The following is a 15,822-nucleotide window of genomic DNA, read 5'->3' on the forward strand; positions in this document are numbered from 1 at the left end:
GATTCCTGCACACCGCCGCCGCGGCCTTCACGGGTCGCGGCGGCGCTTTTTTTTTAACAAGGAGCCCTCATGAACATCCAAGGCGAAATGATCATCGGCCGCCAGGCCGTGCGCGGCAGCGCCGGCACGCTGCGCGCCTACAACCCGACCACGCGCGCCGAGATGGAACCGGAATTCGGCGCGGCCAGCATGGACGACCTGGCGGCCGCCTGCCTGCTCGCGGAACAGGCGTTCGACGCCTACCGCGGCCAGCCGCTCGAGCAGCGCGCCCGCTTCCTGGAAACCATCGCCGACCGCATCATGGACCTCGGCCCGGCCCTGATCGAGCGCGCCTCCGCCGAATCCGGCCTGCCGGCGGCGCGCCTGGAAGGCGAGCGTGCGCGCACCTGCAACCAGCTGCGCCTGTTCGCCAAGGTCGTCCGCGACGGCCACTTCCTCGAAGCGACGCTGGACTCCGCCCTGCCCCAGCGCACGCCGCCGCGTCCCGACCTGCGCATGCGCAAGATCGGCCTCGGCCCCGTCGCCGTGTTCGGCGCGTCGAATTTCCCGCTCGCGTTCTCCGTCGCCGGCGGCGACACCGCATCGGCGCTGGCGGCCGGCTGCCCCGTCGTCGTGAAGGCGCACAACGCGCACCTGGGCACGTCGGAACTGGTCGGCAAGGCGATCCGCCAGGCCGTCGAGGACTGCGGCATGCCGGATGGGACGTTCTCCATGCTGATCGGCACCGGCTTCGAGATCGGCCTCGCGCTGGTCCAGCACCCCGTCATCAAGGCCGTCGGCTTCACCGGCTCGCGCAATGGCGGCCTCGCGCTCGTCAACGCGGCGCAGGCCCGCAAGGAACCGATCCCGGTCTACGCCGAGATGAGCAGCATCAATCCGTTCTACCTGCTGCCGGGCGCCCTGGCCGCGGGCGGCGCGAAGCTCGCGCAAGGCTTCGTCGATTCGCTCACGATGGGCACCGGCCAGTTCTGCACGAACCCGGGTCTCGTGATCGCCCTCGCCGGCCCCGACCTGGACGTGTTCCGCACGGCCGTCACGGAGGCTCTGGCGGCCAAGGGCGCCGGCACGATGCTCACCGCGGGCATCCACCAGGCGTACGTCGACGCGATCGCGCGCCGCTCCGGTCTCGAAGGCGTGGAACTCATCGCCCAGGGCAGCACGGACGGCTGCGGCTGCGCCGCGCAGGCCGCGCTGTACCAGGCGGATGCCGCGACGTTCCTGTCGAACAGCGCGCTGGAAGAAGAAATCTTCGGACCGAGCTCGCTGATCGTCGTGTGCAAGGACGACGCCGAACTGCTGGAAGTGACGCGCCACGTGGAAGGCCAGCTGACGGCCACGATCCACGCCACGGCCGCGGACCGCGACCTGGCCGCGAAGCTGATGCCGACGCTGGAACGCAAGGCCGGCCGCATCCTGTTCAACGGCTTCCCGACCGGCGTCGAAGTGAGCCACTCGATGGTGCACGGCGGCCCGTTCCCGGCCACGTCGGACAGCCGCACCACGTCGGTGGGCGCGACGGCCATCGAGCGTTTCCTGCGTCCGGTGTGCTACCAGGACGTGCCGGCGGAACTGCTGCCGGAAGCGCTGCGCGATGAGAACCCGCTGGGCCTCACGCGCATGGTGGATGGCAAGCTGCAGTAATTACGGCGCCAGCGTCCATTCGACCTTGTCGGCCTGCCCGCCCGCCTGGACCTCGATCCGGTTCGGGCCGGGCTGCAGGCGCACCGGCCAGCGGGCGATGCGGCCCTCCACGGCCCGCTCGCCCAGGTCGACGCCGTTCACCATCAGCCGCGCCGCCGGCTGGTTGCTGTACACCTTGACCTCCACGTCCGCCGCGGTCCGCTTCACGGCGCGGCGCGACGTGATGTACACCATCGGCTTCTTCGACCAGTTGGCCTGGTACCAGTAATACGCATCCTTGCGGACCTTGCGGTCCATGCTGACGAGGCCCTTGTCGTTGACGCCCCGCGCGTCGCCCTCGTTGCGCCCGGCCGACGCGAAGTCGAACCCCGTCCACACATAGCTCGCCCACAGCCACGGCGCCGCCTCGATCTGGCGCCAGGCCGCCTCGTGGTACAGCGCCTGGTACTGCTCCGGGTGCCAGCGGCTGGGCGCCACGGGGCGGCGCACCGGGTCTTCCTGGTGCAGCGCGCTGCCGCCGGCGCCGTATTCGCTCAGCGACTGCGGCGTGCGCGGCCGCTTCGCATGGTTGGCCGCCAGGAACGGCGCCAGATCGGAGAATTCCTTGTCGTACCAGCCGAAGTAGACGTTGGACCCGACCGCATCCGTGTGCAGCGCCTGCGGCCCGTCGATGGGCGCGCAGCAGTTCGCGTAAGCGGTGGGCCGGCTCGCGTCCTCCGCATGCACGAGCTTCTGCATCGCGTCGAGCACGCGGCCGCTGACCTCGTCCACCTTGTAGATCTCGTTACCGAGTCCCCACACGAACACGGACGGGTGATTGAAATTCTGGCGCACGAGCTCGCGCGCCTGCTGCGCCGCATTGGCCGCGAACGCATCGCTCGCGCCCACTTCCGACGTCAGCGGCAGCTCGGTCCAGACGAGGAAACCCTTGCGGTCCGAGAGCGCGTAACTGTGTTCGTTGTGCTGGTAGTGGGCAAAGCGCAGGCCCGTGACGCCCAGCTCTTCCAGGATGCGGTAGTCGGCGTCGATGTCCGCATCGTCGGCCGCCGTCCCCTTCCCGGGCACGTACGTCAGGTGCACGTTCACGCCGTGCACGCGGTACGGCTTCCCGTTCAGCAGCAGGCCGCGGTCCGGATCGAGCTGCACGGTCCGGATGCCGACGTCGTTGTCCACGCGGTCGAGTAGCGCATCCGCACGGGCCACCGTCACTTCGCTCGTGTACAGGTAAGGATCCTCGACGCCCTGCCACAGGTGCGGGTTCGCCAGCGCCGCATCCAGCTCGACCGGCACGACGGCGCGCGCGGGCAGCGTGGCGGACCGCTGCGCCGTCGCCACGACCTTGCCGGCCGCATCGCGCAGCCGGGCCGTGACGACGACGTTTTCCGCGCGCGCGCGGTCGTTCGCGATGCGCACGCGCCAGTGCGGGCGTTCCGCCCGTGGGGTACTGAAGTACACGCCCGGCCCGCCCGCATCGAGCATGTCGACGTGCACGTCGGCCGTCGTCACGAGCCGCACGCGCCGATACAGGCCGCCGTACGGCGTGTAGTCGCCGCCGAGCGGCGCCACGTCCGGCTGGCGTGTATTGTCGACGCGGACCAGCAGCGTGTTGGCGCCCGCCCGCAGTTGATCCGTGACGTCGAAGCGGAAGCGCGCGAAGCCGCCTTCGTGGCGGCCGATGCGCGTGCCGTTCAGCCAGACGTCCGTCGACAGCGCGGCGCCGTCGAATTCGAGATACGTGCGCCCCCCTGTTGCAGCCGGTGCGGTGAGCGTGCGCCGGTACCAGCCGGCGCCGCGGTAAGGATTGGGCGACGTGCCGTCGTCCGCGTTGAACGTATGGGGCAGCGCGACGGCCGTCCAGCCGCCGGGCGCGCCTTTGGCGAATTCCCAGCCGTCGTCCAGCGCGGTGACGGTGCGGGGTGCCGCCTGGACGGAGGCGGCGCAGGAAAGGGCCAGGACGAGTACCCGGCAAACACGAGTCATGGTAGCGTGCATCTAGGGCTCCAGAATGAAAAAAGGGCCCGCGAACGGGCCCTTTCAGGGATGGTGGCGATCAGTGGTTATGGCGCGGCATGTCGTGGCCGACGTCGCGGTACTGCAGGGCCATCTCCATCACGGCGCCGGTATGCAGCTGGCCGACGGTCGCGCGGTAGATCTGCTGCCACGGCGTCTGGTTGCCCGGGATCGGCGGCGGCGCATCCTTGCGGCGCGCTTCCAGTTCCTCGTCCGTGATCAGCACGTTGCAGCTGCCCGTGTTCAGGTCCACGCGCACGCGGTCGCCCGTGCGCAGCAGCGCCAGGTTGCCGCCCGCCGCGCTTTCCGGCGACGCGTTCAGGATCGACGGGCTGTCCGACGTACCGGACTGGCGGCCGTCGCCCAGCGTCGGCAGCGCGTTGATGCCCTTCTTGATCAGCGCATCGGGCGGTTGCATGTTCACGACTTCCGCCGAACCGGGCCAGCCCACCGGACCCGAACCGCGGATCACGAGCATCGTGTTCTCGTCGATGCCCAGCGCCGGGTCGTTGATGCGGTGGTGGTAATCGTCCGAACCGTCGAACACGACGACCTTGCACTCGAACGCGTTTTCCGAGCCCGGCGTCGACAGGTAGCGCTGGCGGAAGGCGTCCGAGATCACGCTCGTCTTCATGATCGCGAAGTCGAACAGGTTGCCCTTCAGGACCATGAAGCCGGCCTTCTGCTTGAGCGGCTGGTCGAACGGGGTGATCATCTCGCGGTCGATGCTCTCGCGGCCGACGAGGTTCTCGGCCATCGTCTTGCCGGTGACGGTGAGGCGTTTCGAGCGCAGCAGGCCTTTCTGCTCCAGCTCCCACATGATGGCGGGCGTGCCGCCGGCGCGGTGGTAACGCTCGCCGAGGTATTTGCCGGCCGGCTGCATGTTCAGCAGCAGCGGCACGTCGTAGCCGTATTCCATCCAGTCTTCCGGCTTGATCTCGACGCCGGCGTGACGGGCCATCGCGACGATGTGCGGCTGGGCGTTGCTCGAACCGCCGATCGCGGCGTTGACGACGATCGCGTCGATGAACGCGTCGCGCGACAGGATCTGCGACGGACGCAGGTCTTCGAACGCCATGCCGACGATGCGCTTGCCGGTTTCGTACGCCATCTGGCCGCGCTCGCGGTACGGCGCCGGAATGGCCGAGCAGCCCGTCAGCGACATGCCCAGCGCTTCGGCGATGGCATTCATCGTCGAGGCGGTGCCCATCGTGTTGCAGTGGCCGGCCGACGGCGCGGATGCGGTCGCGATGTCGATGAATTTCTTCTCGTCGATCTCGCCCGCGGCCAGGCGGCGGCGGCCCTTCCAGATCGCCGCGCCGGAGCCGACCAGTTCACCTTCGAACCAGCCGTCCAGCATCGGACCGCCGGACAGCACGATCGCGGGGATGTCGACGGTGGCGGCGGCCATCAGCTGGGCCGGCGTCGTCTTGTCGCAGCCGGTCGTCAGCACGACGGCGTCGATCGGGTAGCCGTGCAGGATCTCGACGAGGCCAAGGTAGGCCAGGTTGCGGTCCAGCGCCGCGGTCGGGCGGCGGCAGTTCTCGAAGATCGGGTGCAGCGGGAATTCCATCGGGATGCCGCCGGCATCGCGGATGCCGTCGCGCACGCGCTTGGCCAGGTCCAGGTGGATGCGGTTGCACGGCGAGATGTCGCTGCCGCTCTGGGCGATGCCGATGATCGGCTTGCCCGAACGGAGTTCCTCGGGGGTGATGCCATAGTTCATGAAGCGCTCGAGGTAGAGCGCGGTCATGTCGATGCGCTCTTCGTTGTCGAACCAGTCCTGCGACCGGAAACGCTTCGGTTTGCTGTTCTGTTGTGTCATTCCGTATTACTCCTGCAGCCGCAGCACGTGGTGCGGCAATCCGGCCGTCTCGGCGCGGAAGGTGAACAGCGCGCCCGCGAGCGGCTGCTGGGCCAGTTCCTCGGCCGTCAGGCCCTTGCGCGCCGACGTCGCGTACACGGTGCGCAGGTCGTCGCCGGCAAAGGCCAGTTTCGTGATGTTCGAGCAGGGGAAGCGTACTTCGCCCACCTTGTCGCCTTGCGGATTGCGGCGTTCGATGCGCCAGCCGCGGAACACCGCGATCCACACGTGACCCTCGGCGTCGACCGCCATCCCGTCCGGCCAGCCGCCGTCCGTGATCTCTGCGAACAGGCGCTTGCCCGACAGGCTGCCGTCTGCCGCCAGGTCGAAAGCATACACCCGTTTATCGAGCGTGTCGGTGTGATACAGCGTGCGTCCGTCCGGGCTCACGGCCGGGCCGTTCGTGATGATGTAGCCGTCGTCCATGCGCACGACGTGAGTGCCGTCGAAACGGTACAGGACACCCGACGGCGCTTCTTCCGCATCGTCCATCGAACCGAACCACAGGCGGCCCTGCGCGTCGACGTGGCCGTCGTTGAAGCGGTTGCCCGTCACGTCGGCCTCGACCTTCGCGAACGGGACGAACTCGCCGGTCGCTTCCACGAAGCGGTACAGGCCATCTTCCAGCGACACGACGAGACCGCCATCCGACGCCCGCACGACGAAGCTCACCTGGCCCGGTGCGTCCCAGCTGCGCTGGTCGGAACCGTCCGCCGCGCAGCGGTGCAGGCGCTTGCCCTTGATGTCGACGAACCAGACCTGCTGGTTCGGGGCATCCCACAGGACGCCCTCGCCCAGGGTCGCGCCGACTTCCCACAGTGGCGTGGGCTGCGTGGCGACGATGCTCATGCGCCGTACCAGCCCGCGTCGACGAAGTACTCGCGGCCGGAGATGTGGCGCGCGTTGTTCGACGCCAGGAACAGCGCCAGCGCGGCCACGTCTTCCATCTCCACGCGCTCGGGAATGCACTGGCCGGCCAGGATGCGCGCTTCTTCGTCCGGGTTGTGCCACAGCGCCTTCTGGCGCGGCGTGACGACGGCGCCCGGGACGACCGTGACGGCGCGGATGCCGTGCGGGCCGAATTCGCGTGCCATGTTGCGGGTCATGCCCTCGATGGCGGCCTTCGCCATCATGTACAGGCCCAGTTGGGTGTGCGGCAGGTGCCACGAGATCGAACCGAAGTTCAGCAGCACGCCGTACTTGCGCGCCTTCATGCCCGGGATGACGGCCTGCGCGCAGAAGTACTGGTGGCGCAGGTTCACGTTCATGCGGCTTTCCCAGTACGCCGGCGTCACGTTCTCGATGTCGTGGCGGTCGTCGTTGGCCGCGTTGTTCAGCAGGATGTCGACGCCGCCCGCTTCCTCTTCGATGCGGGCGAAGGTCGCCTTCAGCTCGTCGAGGTTGGTCAGGTCGCACTTGATGAACTTCGGCGCGATGCGCGAGTTCGCCAGCGACGCCTCCAGGGAACGCGACGCTTCCTCGGCGATGTCGAGGAAGTAGACGCGGGCGCCCTGGCCGGCGAAGGCCGTGGTCAGCTCGGCGCCGATGCCGCTGCCGCCGCCGGTGATGACGACGCGCTTGCCGGCCAGGTCGGGAAAGGTCGCGTAGACGAATGCTTGGTTTTGTTCAGACATGTAATTCTCGTTATTTGGAAAGCAGGCCGCGTTCGGCCAGGTTGGCGTACAGCGCGCGCACGCCGAAGGTCCACGGTGCGATCTGGTCGCTGCGCTGGACGGTGTTGACCAGCGTGCCCAGCGACGGCGTGGAGATGCTCACGCGGTCGCCCGCGTGGTGGGTAAAGCCGCCGCCTTGCGCATCGCGGTCCTTGATCGGCGAGAACATCGTACCGAGGAACAGCATGAAGCCGTCCGGGTATTGGTGGTGCTTGCCGCAGGTCTGGCGCACGAGGTCCAGCGGATCGCGGCTGATTTCGCGCATGAAGCTGGCACCGGCCAGTTCGAAGTTGTCGTCGACGCCTTCGATCAGCATGCGGACTTCCGCGTTGCGCAGGGTGTCGATATCGAAATCACCGTCGAACAGGCGGATGAACGGGCCGATGGCGCACGAGCCGTTGTTGTCCTTCGCCTTACCGAGCAGCAGCGCGCTGCGGCCTTCGATGTCGCGCAGGTTGACGTCGTTGCCCAACGTGGCGCCGACGACTTGCGCGCGGCTGTTCACGGCCAGGACGATTTCCGGTTCCGGGTTGTTCCAGTGCGACGACGGGTGCAGGCCGACGGCGGCGCCGTGGCCGACCGCCGACATCGGCTGCGACTTCGTGAACACTTCCGCGTCCGGGCCAATGCCCACTTCCATGTATTGCGACCACAAGCCGCGTGCCGACAGGTCGGCCTTCAGGCGCATGGCAGCTTCGCCGCCCGGTTCCAGTTCCGACAGGTTGGTGCCGATGGTTTCCTGCAGCTGCTGGCGCAGCGCCGTTGCGCGGGCCGGGTCGCCCTTGGCCTGTTCCTCGATCACGCGTTCCAGCAGGCTGACGGCGAACGTGACGCCGCACGCCTTGATCGCCTGCAGGTCGCACGGGGCCAGCAGGCGCACCGCGTTGCCTTCATCACCGGCCAGCGCGGCCGCGACCAGCGCGTTGACGTCGCCCAGGTCCTCGCCTTCCGCGCCGCGCACGATGGCGACGAGGTCGTCGCGCTCGAGCAGTTCCGACACGGTCGGGGCGTGGCGGGTGATATCGATTACACGACCGTTACGAACGGCGACCACGGCCGGGCCGTTGGTCGGGGAAGAACGCCACACGCGGCCGACCATCAAGGCCTGGTCGAGGTCCTGGGGCAGCGGGTTGGCTTGGATAGCTGTCATGTCTTGTCTCTCTTGGTTATGCCACCGTCAGGGTCGCCTTCTTCAGGTCGACGCTGTTCGGTCCTGCGAAAATGGTGAACGTCCCCGGTTCCACGACGCGTTTCATGTCGCCGTTGTAGAACCACAGGTCGGTCGGTTTGATGTCGAAGGTGACCGTGCGCTTTTCGCCCGGTTCCAGCGTCACGCGCTGGAAGCCCTTCAGTTCGAGCAGCGGACGGGTGACGGAGCTGACGTCGTCGCGGATGTACATCTGCACGACTTCGTCGCCGCGCACGGCGCCCGTGTTCTGCACGTCCACTTGTACCTGGGTCGTGCCGGAGACTCCCATCCGGTCCTTCGTGAGGCGCGGTGCGGAGATGTCGAAGCGGGTGTACGACAGGCCGTAGCCGAACGGGTACAGCGGCGTGGTCACGTCGTCGATGTAGCCGCGGCGGCTGCTCGGCTTGCGGTTGTAGAACATCGGCAGCTGGCCGACGTTGCGCGCGATGGTGACGGGCAGCTTGCCGCCCGGGTTCGCGCGGCCGAAGATCAGGTCGGCGACGGCATGGCCCGTCTCCTGCCCCATATACCAGCATTCCATCAGCGCGTCGGCGCGTTCGGCCAGGTAGTTCACGGACAGCGGACGGCCGTTCAGCAGCAGCACGACGGTCGGCTTGTTCAGCGCGAAGATGGCGCGGGCCAGGTCGTTCTGCTGGGAGACGAGGTCCAGCGACGTGCGGTCGCCCAGGTGGTTGTCGGCCCAGGCTTCACGCGCGGTCTGCTCGTTGTCCCCCAGGACCATCACGATGGTGTCGGCCTTCTTCGCCGCTTCCACCGCCTCGGCGATCAGGCGCGCATTGACTTCCGGCTTGGTCCAGACGATTTCGTCCTGGCCCCATACGTGGCCTTCGGTCAGGCGCACGCCTTCCGAATAATCCAGCGTGAAGCCGCCCGCCTGCGCTTCCTTCTGCAGTGCCTCGTACACGGAGACGACGTGGCGCGGCTTGTCCGAATAGCCGCCGATCGGCGTGTCCTTCGCATGGGTGCCGACCAGCAGCAGCTTGCCGACCTTCTGCGGCGCCAGCGGCAGCAGGCCCTTGTCATTCTTCAGCAGGACGGCGGTGCGCTGGGCGGCCGTGCGCGCGAGGGCGATGGCTTCCGGCGTCGCGGTGCGGGCGGCGGCCTGGTCGGCGTCCGCGTACGGGTTCTCGAACAGGCCCGCGTCGAATTTCCAGCGCAGGATGCGGCGCACGACGGCGTCGAGTTCCTTCGTGGTGATCTTGCCTTCCTTGACCAGTTCATCCAGCGCGGCGAAGCCGGCGGGGTCCGGCGTCTCGATGTCGACGCCGGCCTTGAATGCGCGCAGGCCGCCTTCCTTCACCGAGCCGACGAGGTGGTGGCGGCTGCCCAGTTCCGCGACCGCCATGTAGTCGGACACGGTCAGGCCCTGGAAGCCCCACTCCTTGCGCAGCACGTCCGTCAGCAGCCAGCGGTTGGCGTGCGACGGGACGCCGTCGATCTCGTTATACGACGGCATCACGGCCGCGATCTTGGTTTCCTTGATGATCTTCTCGAACGGCGGGAAGAAGTCTTCGCGCAGCGCGCGTTCGCCCACGTTCGCCGGACCGATGTTGGTGCCGGACTCCGGCTGGCCGTGGCCCGTCATGTGCTTCAGCGTGGCGAAGACCTTGTCCTGCGCCAGCGGCAGCGTGTTGCCCGAGAAGCCCAGCACGGCGGCCTTGCCCATCACGCCGCACACATGCGGGTCTTCGCCATAGGTCTCTTCGATCCGGCCCCAGCGCGGCTCGCGCGCCACGTCGACGACCGGCGCCAGCGCCAGGTTGGCGCCGCGGGCGCGCATTTCCTTCGCGGCGAGCGAGAAGATCTGCTCGACCAGTTGCGGGTCGAACGTGGAAGCCAGGCCGATCGCCTGCGGGAAGCTGGTCGCTTCCGGCGCCACGTAACCGTGCAGCGATTCCTCGTGCATGAAGACCGGGATGCCCAGGCGCGTGTGCTCCAGCGCCCACTTCTGCACGGCGTTCACGTAGTCCGCCGTTTCCTTCGGACCGCGGTTGCCGACGGCACCGGAGTTGCCGGCGTTGTTGTCGGCGCCGATCTGGCGGTCGGACGGGCGCGCGAACATGCCCATGCCGTGCGGGTGGACTTTTGCCGCCTTCTCGGCGTTGAAGCTCGTGTCGTCGTTCTGGAGGTCTTTCTTCGTCAGCCAGACGCATTGCAGCTGCGCGATCTTTTCGTCGACCGTCATGCGGCCCAGCAGGTCTTCCACGCGCGCCGCGACGGGCGCGTTCGCCTGCTTGTAAACTGGTGCGCCCCCTTTGGCGGCTTTCGCCGCCAGCGCGCCCGGCACGACTGCCATGCCGGCCGCGCCCCCAACGGTGGCCAGAAACTCTCTGCGTTTGATACCCATCGACTTATGTCTCCTGCTTGTTTTTGTAGGTGCCGCCGTGTGGCCGGCGGAGTGTGGTCTGCCTGGCATGCGGTGGATCGAGGTCCAACATTCTAATAACAGAAATGTTACCGCAACCATTCCAGTCTAAACGTCTAATTTGGCGCTTGTCAATGAATTATTGGGAAGATGTCCGGCAGAGGCGACGCAACGGCCTTGGGCCGTGGCGGAATTGGCGGGAAAAGCGGGAAAACTCGATGTTTGCGCGAACAGTTTATGCGTCGCGCGTAGGTCGGCCGCGGCTGGGCGCCGCGGCCGGGAGGATCAGCTGGCGCGCTTGGCGGCGCTGAGCGGCAGCAGTGCCGATGGACGGGTGCGCGGCGCGGCGTCGGACTGGCGGCGTACCAGTTCGAAGTCCATGCGCACCTGTTCCGGCTCCGCCTCCTCGCCTTCGCGCAGCGCGCGCACGCGGCGCACCAGCGACTGCACCGCTTCGCGCGCCATACCGGCGATCGGCTGGCGCACGGTGGTCAGTTCCGGCCAGATCGTCGTGGCGAGCGCCGTGTCGTCGAAGCCGGTGACGGTCAGGTCGCCTGGCACGTCGAGTCCGAGGCGGTGTGCGACGGCCACGCAGGCGGCCGCCATGTCGTCGTTGCTGGCGAAGATGGCCGTCGGGCGTTCTTCCAGCGCCAGCAGGTGCTCGGCCGCGTCCAGGCCGGAGCGGTACGTGAACATGCCCTGCACGATGAGTTCCTCGGACGCGTCCGCACCCTGCTCCGCGATCGCCGCGCGATAGCCTTCGAGGCGGCGCGCGCTCGCGGTCTGGTTCGGATGGCCGACGACGAAGCCGATGCGGTGGTGGCCCAGGTTGACCAGGTGGCGCGTCATCGCATGCGCCGCTTCGTAGTCGTCGATGCTGACGGCGCCCACGCGGCTGTCCGGCAGGCCGCACGCGACGACGACGGCCGGGATGTTCGCGTCCGCGATGGCGGCGAGCACCTCCTCGCTGTCGCACAGCGGCGGCGGCAGGATGATGCCGTCCAGGCCGTTCTCGACGAGGCGGCGCGTCTGTTCCGCTTCGTGCTCGCCGGCCTCGCATTTTTCCACGAACAGCTGGACGTTGTTCAGGCCCGACTGGCTCAGGAGGCCGACGAGGAACTCGCTCAGGTACGCCGCGCTCGGGTTACTGTACAAGAAGCCGACGCGGATCGGCTTGGAGCCCGCGAGGTTGCGTGCCTCCTGGTTCGGCGTGTAATTCAGCGCCGCCACGGCTTCCGCGACCTTGCGCCGCGTGCTTTCGCGCACGAGTCCCTTGCCGTTCATGACGCGCGAGACCGTCATGGCGGACACGCCCGCGAGCTTGGCGACGTCGGCCATCGTCGGCTGGCCCCGTCGTTCCAGCTCTTCCTGGACGGACTCTGGTTTGGTCTTGGTCATTCTCCCTATTCCCCATCATTTTTTGTTTGCGCTATCTTAGCACTTTCGCCCCGTGTAATGATAGCCATAAACATGACCGTAAACACTCAGAAATCGATTTCCCATTTTCAGAGTTTGCGCTAACATTCCTGCGCCGGACGGGCCGCCGCATCCGGCACTCATATAAATACAACGGAGACTACGATGCAATATTTGCTGCGGCTCGTCCGCGCACGGTTCATGGCGGCGTTCGTCCTGAACGTCGTGCTTGGCCTGGTCGGTACCCACCTCGCCCACGCCGCCGATGAAGACGGCTACGACCTGTGGCTGCGCTACCGCCCTCTTCCCGCCGCCCAGAAGACCGCGCTGGCGGCGGCCGCCACCGGCATCGCGGCGCCGGACGACACCCCGACCGTGCGCGCCGCCGCCGCGGAACTCAAACGCGGCCTCGCCGGCATGCTGGGCCGCGCCCCGGACGCCATCCCCGCGAACGCGAAGGTACGCGCCGGCACCATCGTCCTCGCCCGCGCCACGCTGCCGGCAGGCCTGGCCGACGCGGATGCCGTGCGCCGCGACCTCGCCAGCGTCGGCAGCGAAGGCTACGTCGTGCGCCGTACGCGCCAGGACGGCGTCCCAGTCACGCTGATCGCGGCGAACTCGGACATCGGCCTCCTGTACGGCAGCTTCGCGTGGCTGCGCCAGCTGCAGCTGGGCACCGCGCCCGACGGCATCGCCCTCGCCGACAAGCCGGCCTTGCCCCTCCGGGTACTGAACCACTGGGACAACCTGGACCGTACGGTGGAGCGAGGCTACGCGGGCGAATCGATCTGGAACTGGTGGGAGCTCCCCAACATCATCGACCCGCGCTACACGGATTACGCGCGCGCCAACGCGTCGCTGGGCATCAACGGCTCGGTCCTCAACAACGTCAACGCGAAGGCCGAGGTGCTGAGCCCCGCGTTCATCGCCAAGGCGGCGGCCATCGCGAACGTGCTGCGCCCGTACGGCATCCGCGTCTATCTCTCCGTGCGCTGGTCGACGCCGCTGGAACTGAAAGAGACGAAGACGGCCGACCCGCTCGATCCCGCCGTCGCCTCCTGGTGGGCGCGCAAGGCGGACGAGATCTACCGCACCATTCCCGATTTCGGCGGCTTCCTGGTCAAGGCCAATTCGGAAGGCCAGCCCGGCCCGCAGGACTATGGCCGCAACCACGCGGACGGCGCCAACATGCTCGCGCGCGCACTCGCGCCGCACAAGGGCATCGTGATGTGGCGCGCCTTCGTCTACAGCCCGCCGGCGCACCCGAACCAGGTCAGTGATCGTGCCGCCCAGGCCTATGACCAGTTCAAGCCGCTTGACGGCAAGTTCGACAAGAACGTGCTCGTGCAGGTGAAGAACGGCGCCATCGACTTCCAGCCGCGCGAACCGGCGCACCCGCTGTTCGGCGCGATGCCGGACACGCCGCTGGTGATGGAATTCCAGGTGACGAAGGAATACCTGGGCTTCGCCACGCACCTCGTCTACCTCGGTTCCCTGTTCCAGGAAACGCTGCGCTTCGACACCCGCGCGGGCAACCAGCCGATGACGGTCGCGCGCGTGCTGGAAGGCGCACAGGATGGCCGCGTGGGCGGCATCGCCGGCGTCGCCAACATCGGATCGAGCCGCAACTGGACGGGCTCCACGTTCGACCAGGCCAACTGGTACGCCTACGGCCGCCTCGCCTGGAACCCTGACCTCGACAGCCGCGCCATCGCACGCGAATGGGCGGGCCAGACGTTCGCGCCGGACGCGCGCGTCGTCGATCCGGTCGTCGCCATGATGATGCGCTCGCGCGAAGCCGTGGTCGACTACATGACGCCCCTCGGCCTGCACCACATGATGGGCACCGGCCACCATTACGGGCCGGCGCCGTGGGTGGACGACCTGGCCCGCGCCGACTGGAACCCCGTCTACTATAACCGCGCGGACAAGAACGGCATCGGCTTCGACCGCACGGCCAAGGGCAGCAATGCCGTGGCCCAGTACGCGCCCGAGGTCGCGCGCCGCTTCGCCGACCCGGCCACGACGCCGCCCGAATTCCTGCTGTGGTTCCACCACCTGCCGTGGGACTACCGCATGCAGGACGGCCGTACGCTGTGGACCGACCTGGTTGCGCACTACGACCACGGCGTGGCTGAAGTGGCCGCGATGCAGGCCGAATGGCAGCGCCTGCGCCCGTTCGTGGATGCGCGGCGCTTCGACGACGTCGCCCAGCGCCTGGCCCAGCAACAGCGCGAGGCCGCATGGTGGCGCGACGCGTGCATCGCTTACTTCCAGCACCAGTCCGGCCTGCCGCTGCCGGCCGGCGTGCGCGCGCCCGCGCAAGCGCTCGATTATTACCGGAAGCAAGCGTTCCCGTTCGCGCCTGGCCATGGCTGAACCGTTTCACCCCACCACGCAAAACAGAAGGATTCAACCATAATGACTACGAGACGAGAGATCATCCAGGCGCTCGCCGGCGCCGCCCTGCTGCCGGCCGCCCTCCCGTTTGCGCGCGCCCAAGGCCCCGCGGGCGAAACGCTGAAGGACGTCGCGGCGCGCAAGGGCATGCGCTTCGGCACCGCCATCAGCGCCGGCCGCAACCAGTTCGGCGACGCCGCCTACCGCGCGCTCGTCGAGCGCGAATGCAACCTGATCGTGCTCGAGAACGAGATGAAATGGCAGGCGCTCGAACCGGCGCCTGGCAGGCCGAACTTCGGCCCGGCCGACGACGTGATCGCCTGGGCGAAGGACAAGGGCATCGCCGTGCGCGGCCACAACCTGTTCTGGCAAACCGAGAAATGGGTGCCGGCGTGGGTCGCCAAGCAGAACTTCGGCCCGCAGCCCGCGAAGGCCGTCGAACAGTTGATGCGCACGCACGTGAGCACCGTGTGCGGCCACTTCGGCAAGAGCATCAAGAGCTGGGACGTCGTCAACGAAGCCGTCGACCCGGCCGACGGCAAGCTGCGCCAGAACGCCCTCACGCGGCCGCTGGGCGCCGCCGAGCAGATCGACCTTGCGTTCCGCCTCGCGAAAGAATATGCCCCGCAGGCGCAGTTGGTCTATAACGACTACATGCGCGGCGACGCCGGCAGCGCCAAGCACCGCGCGGGCGTGCTGGCCCTGCTCGCGGACCTCAAGAAGCGCGGCACCCCGGTCAACGCACTGGGCCTGCAGAGCCATATCGGTTCGTGGGACGAAACGGATAAAGGCCGTTCCGACCTGGTCGAATGGCGCAAGTTCCTCGACGAGGTATCGGGCATGGGCTACGACCTCTTGATCACGGAACTGGACGTGAACGACCGCCGCCTGCCGGCCGACATCGCCAAACGCGACGCCGGCGTTGCCGCCGCCACGCGCGACTACCTGGACGTGACGCTGGCCTACCCGCGCCTGCGCGACATTCTCGTGTGGGGCCTGGCCGACAACGTCAGCTGGCTGCAGACGTGGGACGAGGCGCCGCGCAAGGACAAGCTGCCGATGCGCCCGACGCCGTTCGACGCGCAACTGAAGGCGAAGCCGATGAAGCAGGCGATCATCGACGCCATCAAGGCGGCCCCGGCACGCCAGGGCTGAGCTGCGATACCGATTCGGGTATCGGTCGGTGCACACAAGTGATTGGTGCGCCGACAGATCGGTATTTATACTCGCGCGACGCTCATCA

General features: G+C 67.9%; 10 protein-coding genes. 3 read left to right on the plus strand and 7 right to left on the minus strand.

Annotation, left to right across the window (positions count from 1 at the left end; genetic code table 11):
* Positions 1 to 69 precede the first annotated feature (69 nt).
* Positions 70 to 1,641: an aldehyde dehydrogenase (NADP(+)) gene (locus tag ASD28_RS22170; RefSeq protein WP_056133417.1), complete on the plus strand. Its 1,572-nt coding sequence runs from the start codon at positions 70 to 72 to the stop codon at positions 1,639 to 1,641.
* On the opposite strand, the gene ASD28_RS22175 is transcribed toward ASD28_RS22170, so the two are convergent.
* The 7 genes from ASD28_RS22175 to ASD28_RS22205 form a co-directional block, all read right to left on the minus strand.
* Positions 1,642 to 3,633, minus strand: coding sequence for a glycoside hydrolase family 2 TIM barrel-domain containing protein (locus ASD28_RS22175; protein ID WP_082577050.1), 1,992 nt, complete (start codon positions 3,631 to 3,633; stop codon positions 1,642 to 1,644).
* Positions 3,634 to 3,691: 58 nt separating this feature from the next.
* Positions 3,692 to 5,476 carry an IlvD/Edd family dehydratase gene (locus tag ASD28_RS22180; protein WP_056133424.1) on the minus strand — a complete coding sequence of 595 codons (1,785 nt, stop codon included), beginning with the start codon at positions 5,474 to 5,476 and terminating at the stop codon, positions 3,692 to 3,694.
* Between the two features lie 6 nt (positions 5,477 to 5,482).
* Positions 5,483 to 6,364, minus strand: coding sequence for an SMP-30/gluconolactonase/LRE family protein (locus ASD28_RS22185; protein ID WP_056133426.1), 882 nt, complete (start codon positions 6,362 to 6,364; stop codon positions 5,483 to 5,485).
* Complete coding sequence (locus ASD28_RS22190) at positions 6,361 to 7,149, minus strand: SDR family NAD(P)-dependent oxidoreductase (protein ID WP_056133428.1); 789 nt, start codon at positions 7,147 to 7,149, stop codon at positions 6,361 to 6,363. Before ASD28_RS22190 ends, ASD28_RS22185 begins: the two co-directional genes overlap by 4 nt.
* A gap of 10 nt (positions 7,150 to 7,159) precedes the next feature.
* Positions 7,160 to 8,338 carry a fumarylacetoacetate hydrolase family protein gene (locus ASD28_RS22195; RefSeq protein WP_056133433.1) on the minus strand — a complete coding sequence of 393 codons (1,179 nt, stop codon included), beginning with the start codon at positions 8,336 to 8,338 and terminating at the stop codon, positions 7,160 to 7,162.
* A 16-nt stretch (positions 8,339 to 8,354) separates the two neighbouring features.
* Positions 8,355 to 10,745 (minus strand): glycoside hydrolase family 3 N-terminal domain-containing protein, encoded by a 2,391-nt coding sequence (locus tag ASD28_RS22200; RefSeq protein ID WP_056133436.1) that lies wholly within the window; start codon positions 10,743 to 10,745, stop codon positions 8,355 to 8,357.
* A gap of 303 nt (positions 10,746 to 11,048) precedes the next feature.
* The gene (locus tag ASD28_RS22205) at positions 11,049 to 12,161 is read right to left on the minus strand and encodes a LacI family DNA-binding transcriptional regulator (protein ID WP_056133438.1); all 1,113 of its coding nucleotides are present in this window, start codon (positions 12,159 to 12,161) and stop codon (positions 11,049 to 11,051) included.
* A 183-nt stretch (positions 12,162 to 12,344) separates the two neighbouring features.
* Here ASD28_RS22205 and ASD28_RS22210 point away from each other — a divergent pair, with 183 nt between their 5' ends.
* Complete coding sequence (locus tag ASD28_RS22210) at positions 12,345 to 14,558, plus strand: alpha-glucuronidase family glycosyl hydrolase (protein ID WP_082577049.1); 2,214 nt, start codon at positions 12,345 to 12,347, stop codon at positions 14,556 to 14,558.
* Positions 14,559 to 14,600: 42 nt separating this feature from the next.
* The gene (locus ASD28_RS22215; RefSeq protein ID WP_056133440.1) at positions 14,601 to 15,734 is read left to right on the plus strand and encodes an endo-1,4-beta-xylanase; all 1,134 of its coding nucleotides are present in this window, start codon (positions 14,601 to 14,603) and stop codon (positions 15,732 to 15,734) included.
* Positions 15,735 to 15,822 lie beyond the last annotated feature (88 nt).

The sequence above is a fragment of the Massilia sp. Root133 genome (assembly GCF_001426525.1).
GTDB classification, from domain to species: Bacteria; Pseudomonadota; Gammaproteobacteria; order Burkholderiales; family Burkholderiaceae_D; genus Telluria; species Telluria orientalis.

Coding starts and splice junctions, on each gene's coding strand:
- ASD28_RS22180 (WP_056133424.1), bottom strand. CDS start 5,476: ATGACACAACAGAACAGCAAACCGAAGCGTTTCCGGTCGCAGGACTGG.
- ASD28_RS22205 (WP_056133438.1), bottom strand. CDS start 12,161: ATGACCAAGACCAAACCAGAGTCCGTCCAGGAAGAGCTGGAACGACGG.
- ASD28_RS22185 (WP_056133426.1), bottom strand. CDS start 6,364: ATGAGCATCGTCGCCACGCAGCCCACGCCACTGTGGGAAGTCGGCGCG.
- ASD28_RS22170 (WP_056133417.1), top strand. CDS start 70: ATGAACATCCAAGGCGAAATGATCATCGGCCGCCAGGCCGTGCGCGGC.
- ASD28_RS22195 (WP_056133433.1), bottom strand. CDS start 8,338: ATGACAGCTATCCAAGCCAACCCGCTGCCCCAGGACCTCGACCAGGCC.
- ASD28_RS22200 (WP_056133436.1), bottom strand. CDS start 10,745: ATGGGTATCAAACGCAGAGAGTTTCTGGCCACCGTTGGGGGCGCGGCC.
- ASD28_RS22190 (WP_056133428.1), bottom strand. CDS start 7,149: ATGTCTGAACAAAACCAAGCATTCGTCTACGCGACCTTTCCCGACCTG.
- ASD28_RS22175 (WP_082577050.1), bottom strand. CDS start 3,633: ATGCACGCTACCATGACTCGTGTTTGCCGGGTACTCGTCCTGGCCCTT.
- ASD28_RS22210 (WP_082577049.1), top strand. CDS start 12,345: ATGCAATATTTGCTGCGGCTCGTCCGCGCACGGTTCATGGCGGCGTTC.
- ASD28_RS22215 (WP_056133440.1), top strand. CDS start 14,601: ATGACTACGAGACGAGAGATCATCCAGGCGCTCGCCGGCGCCGCCCTG.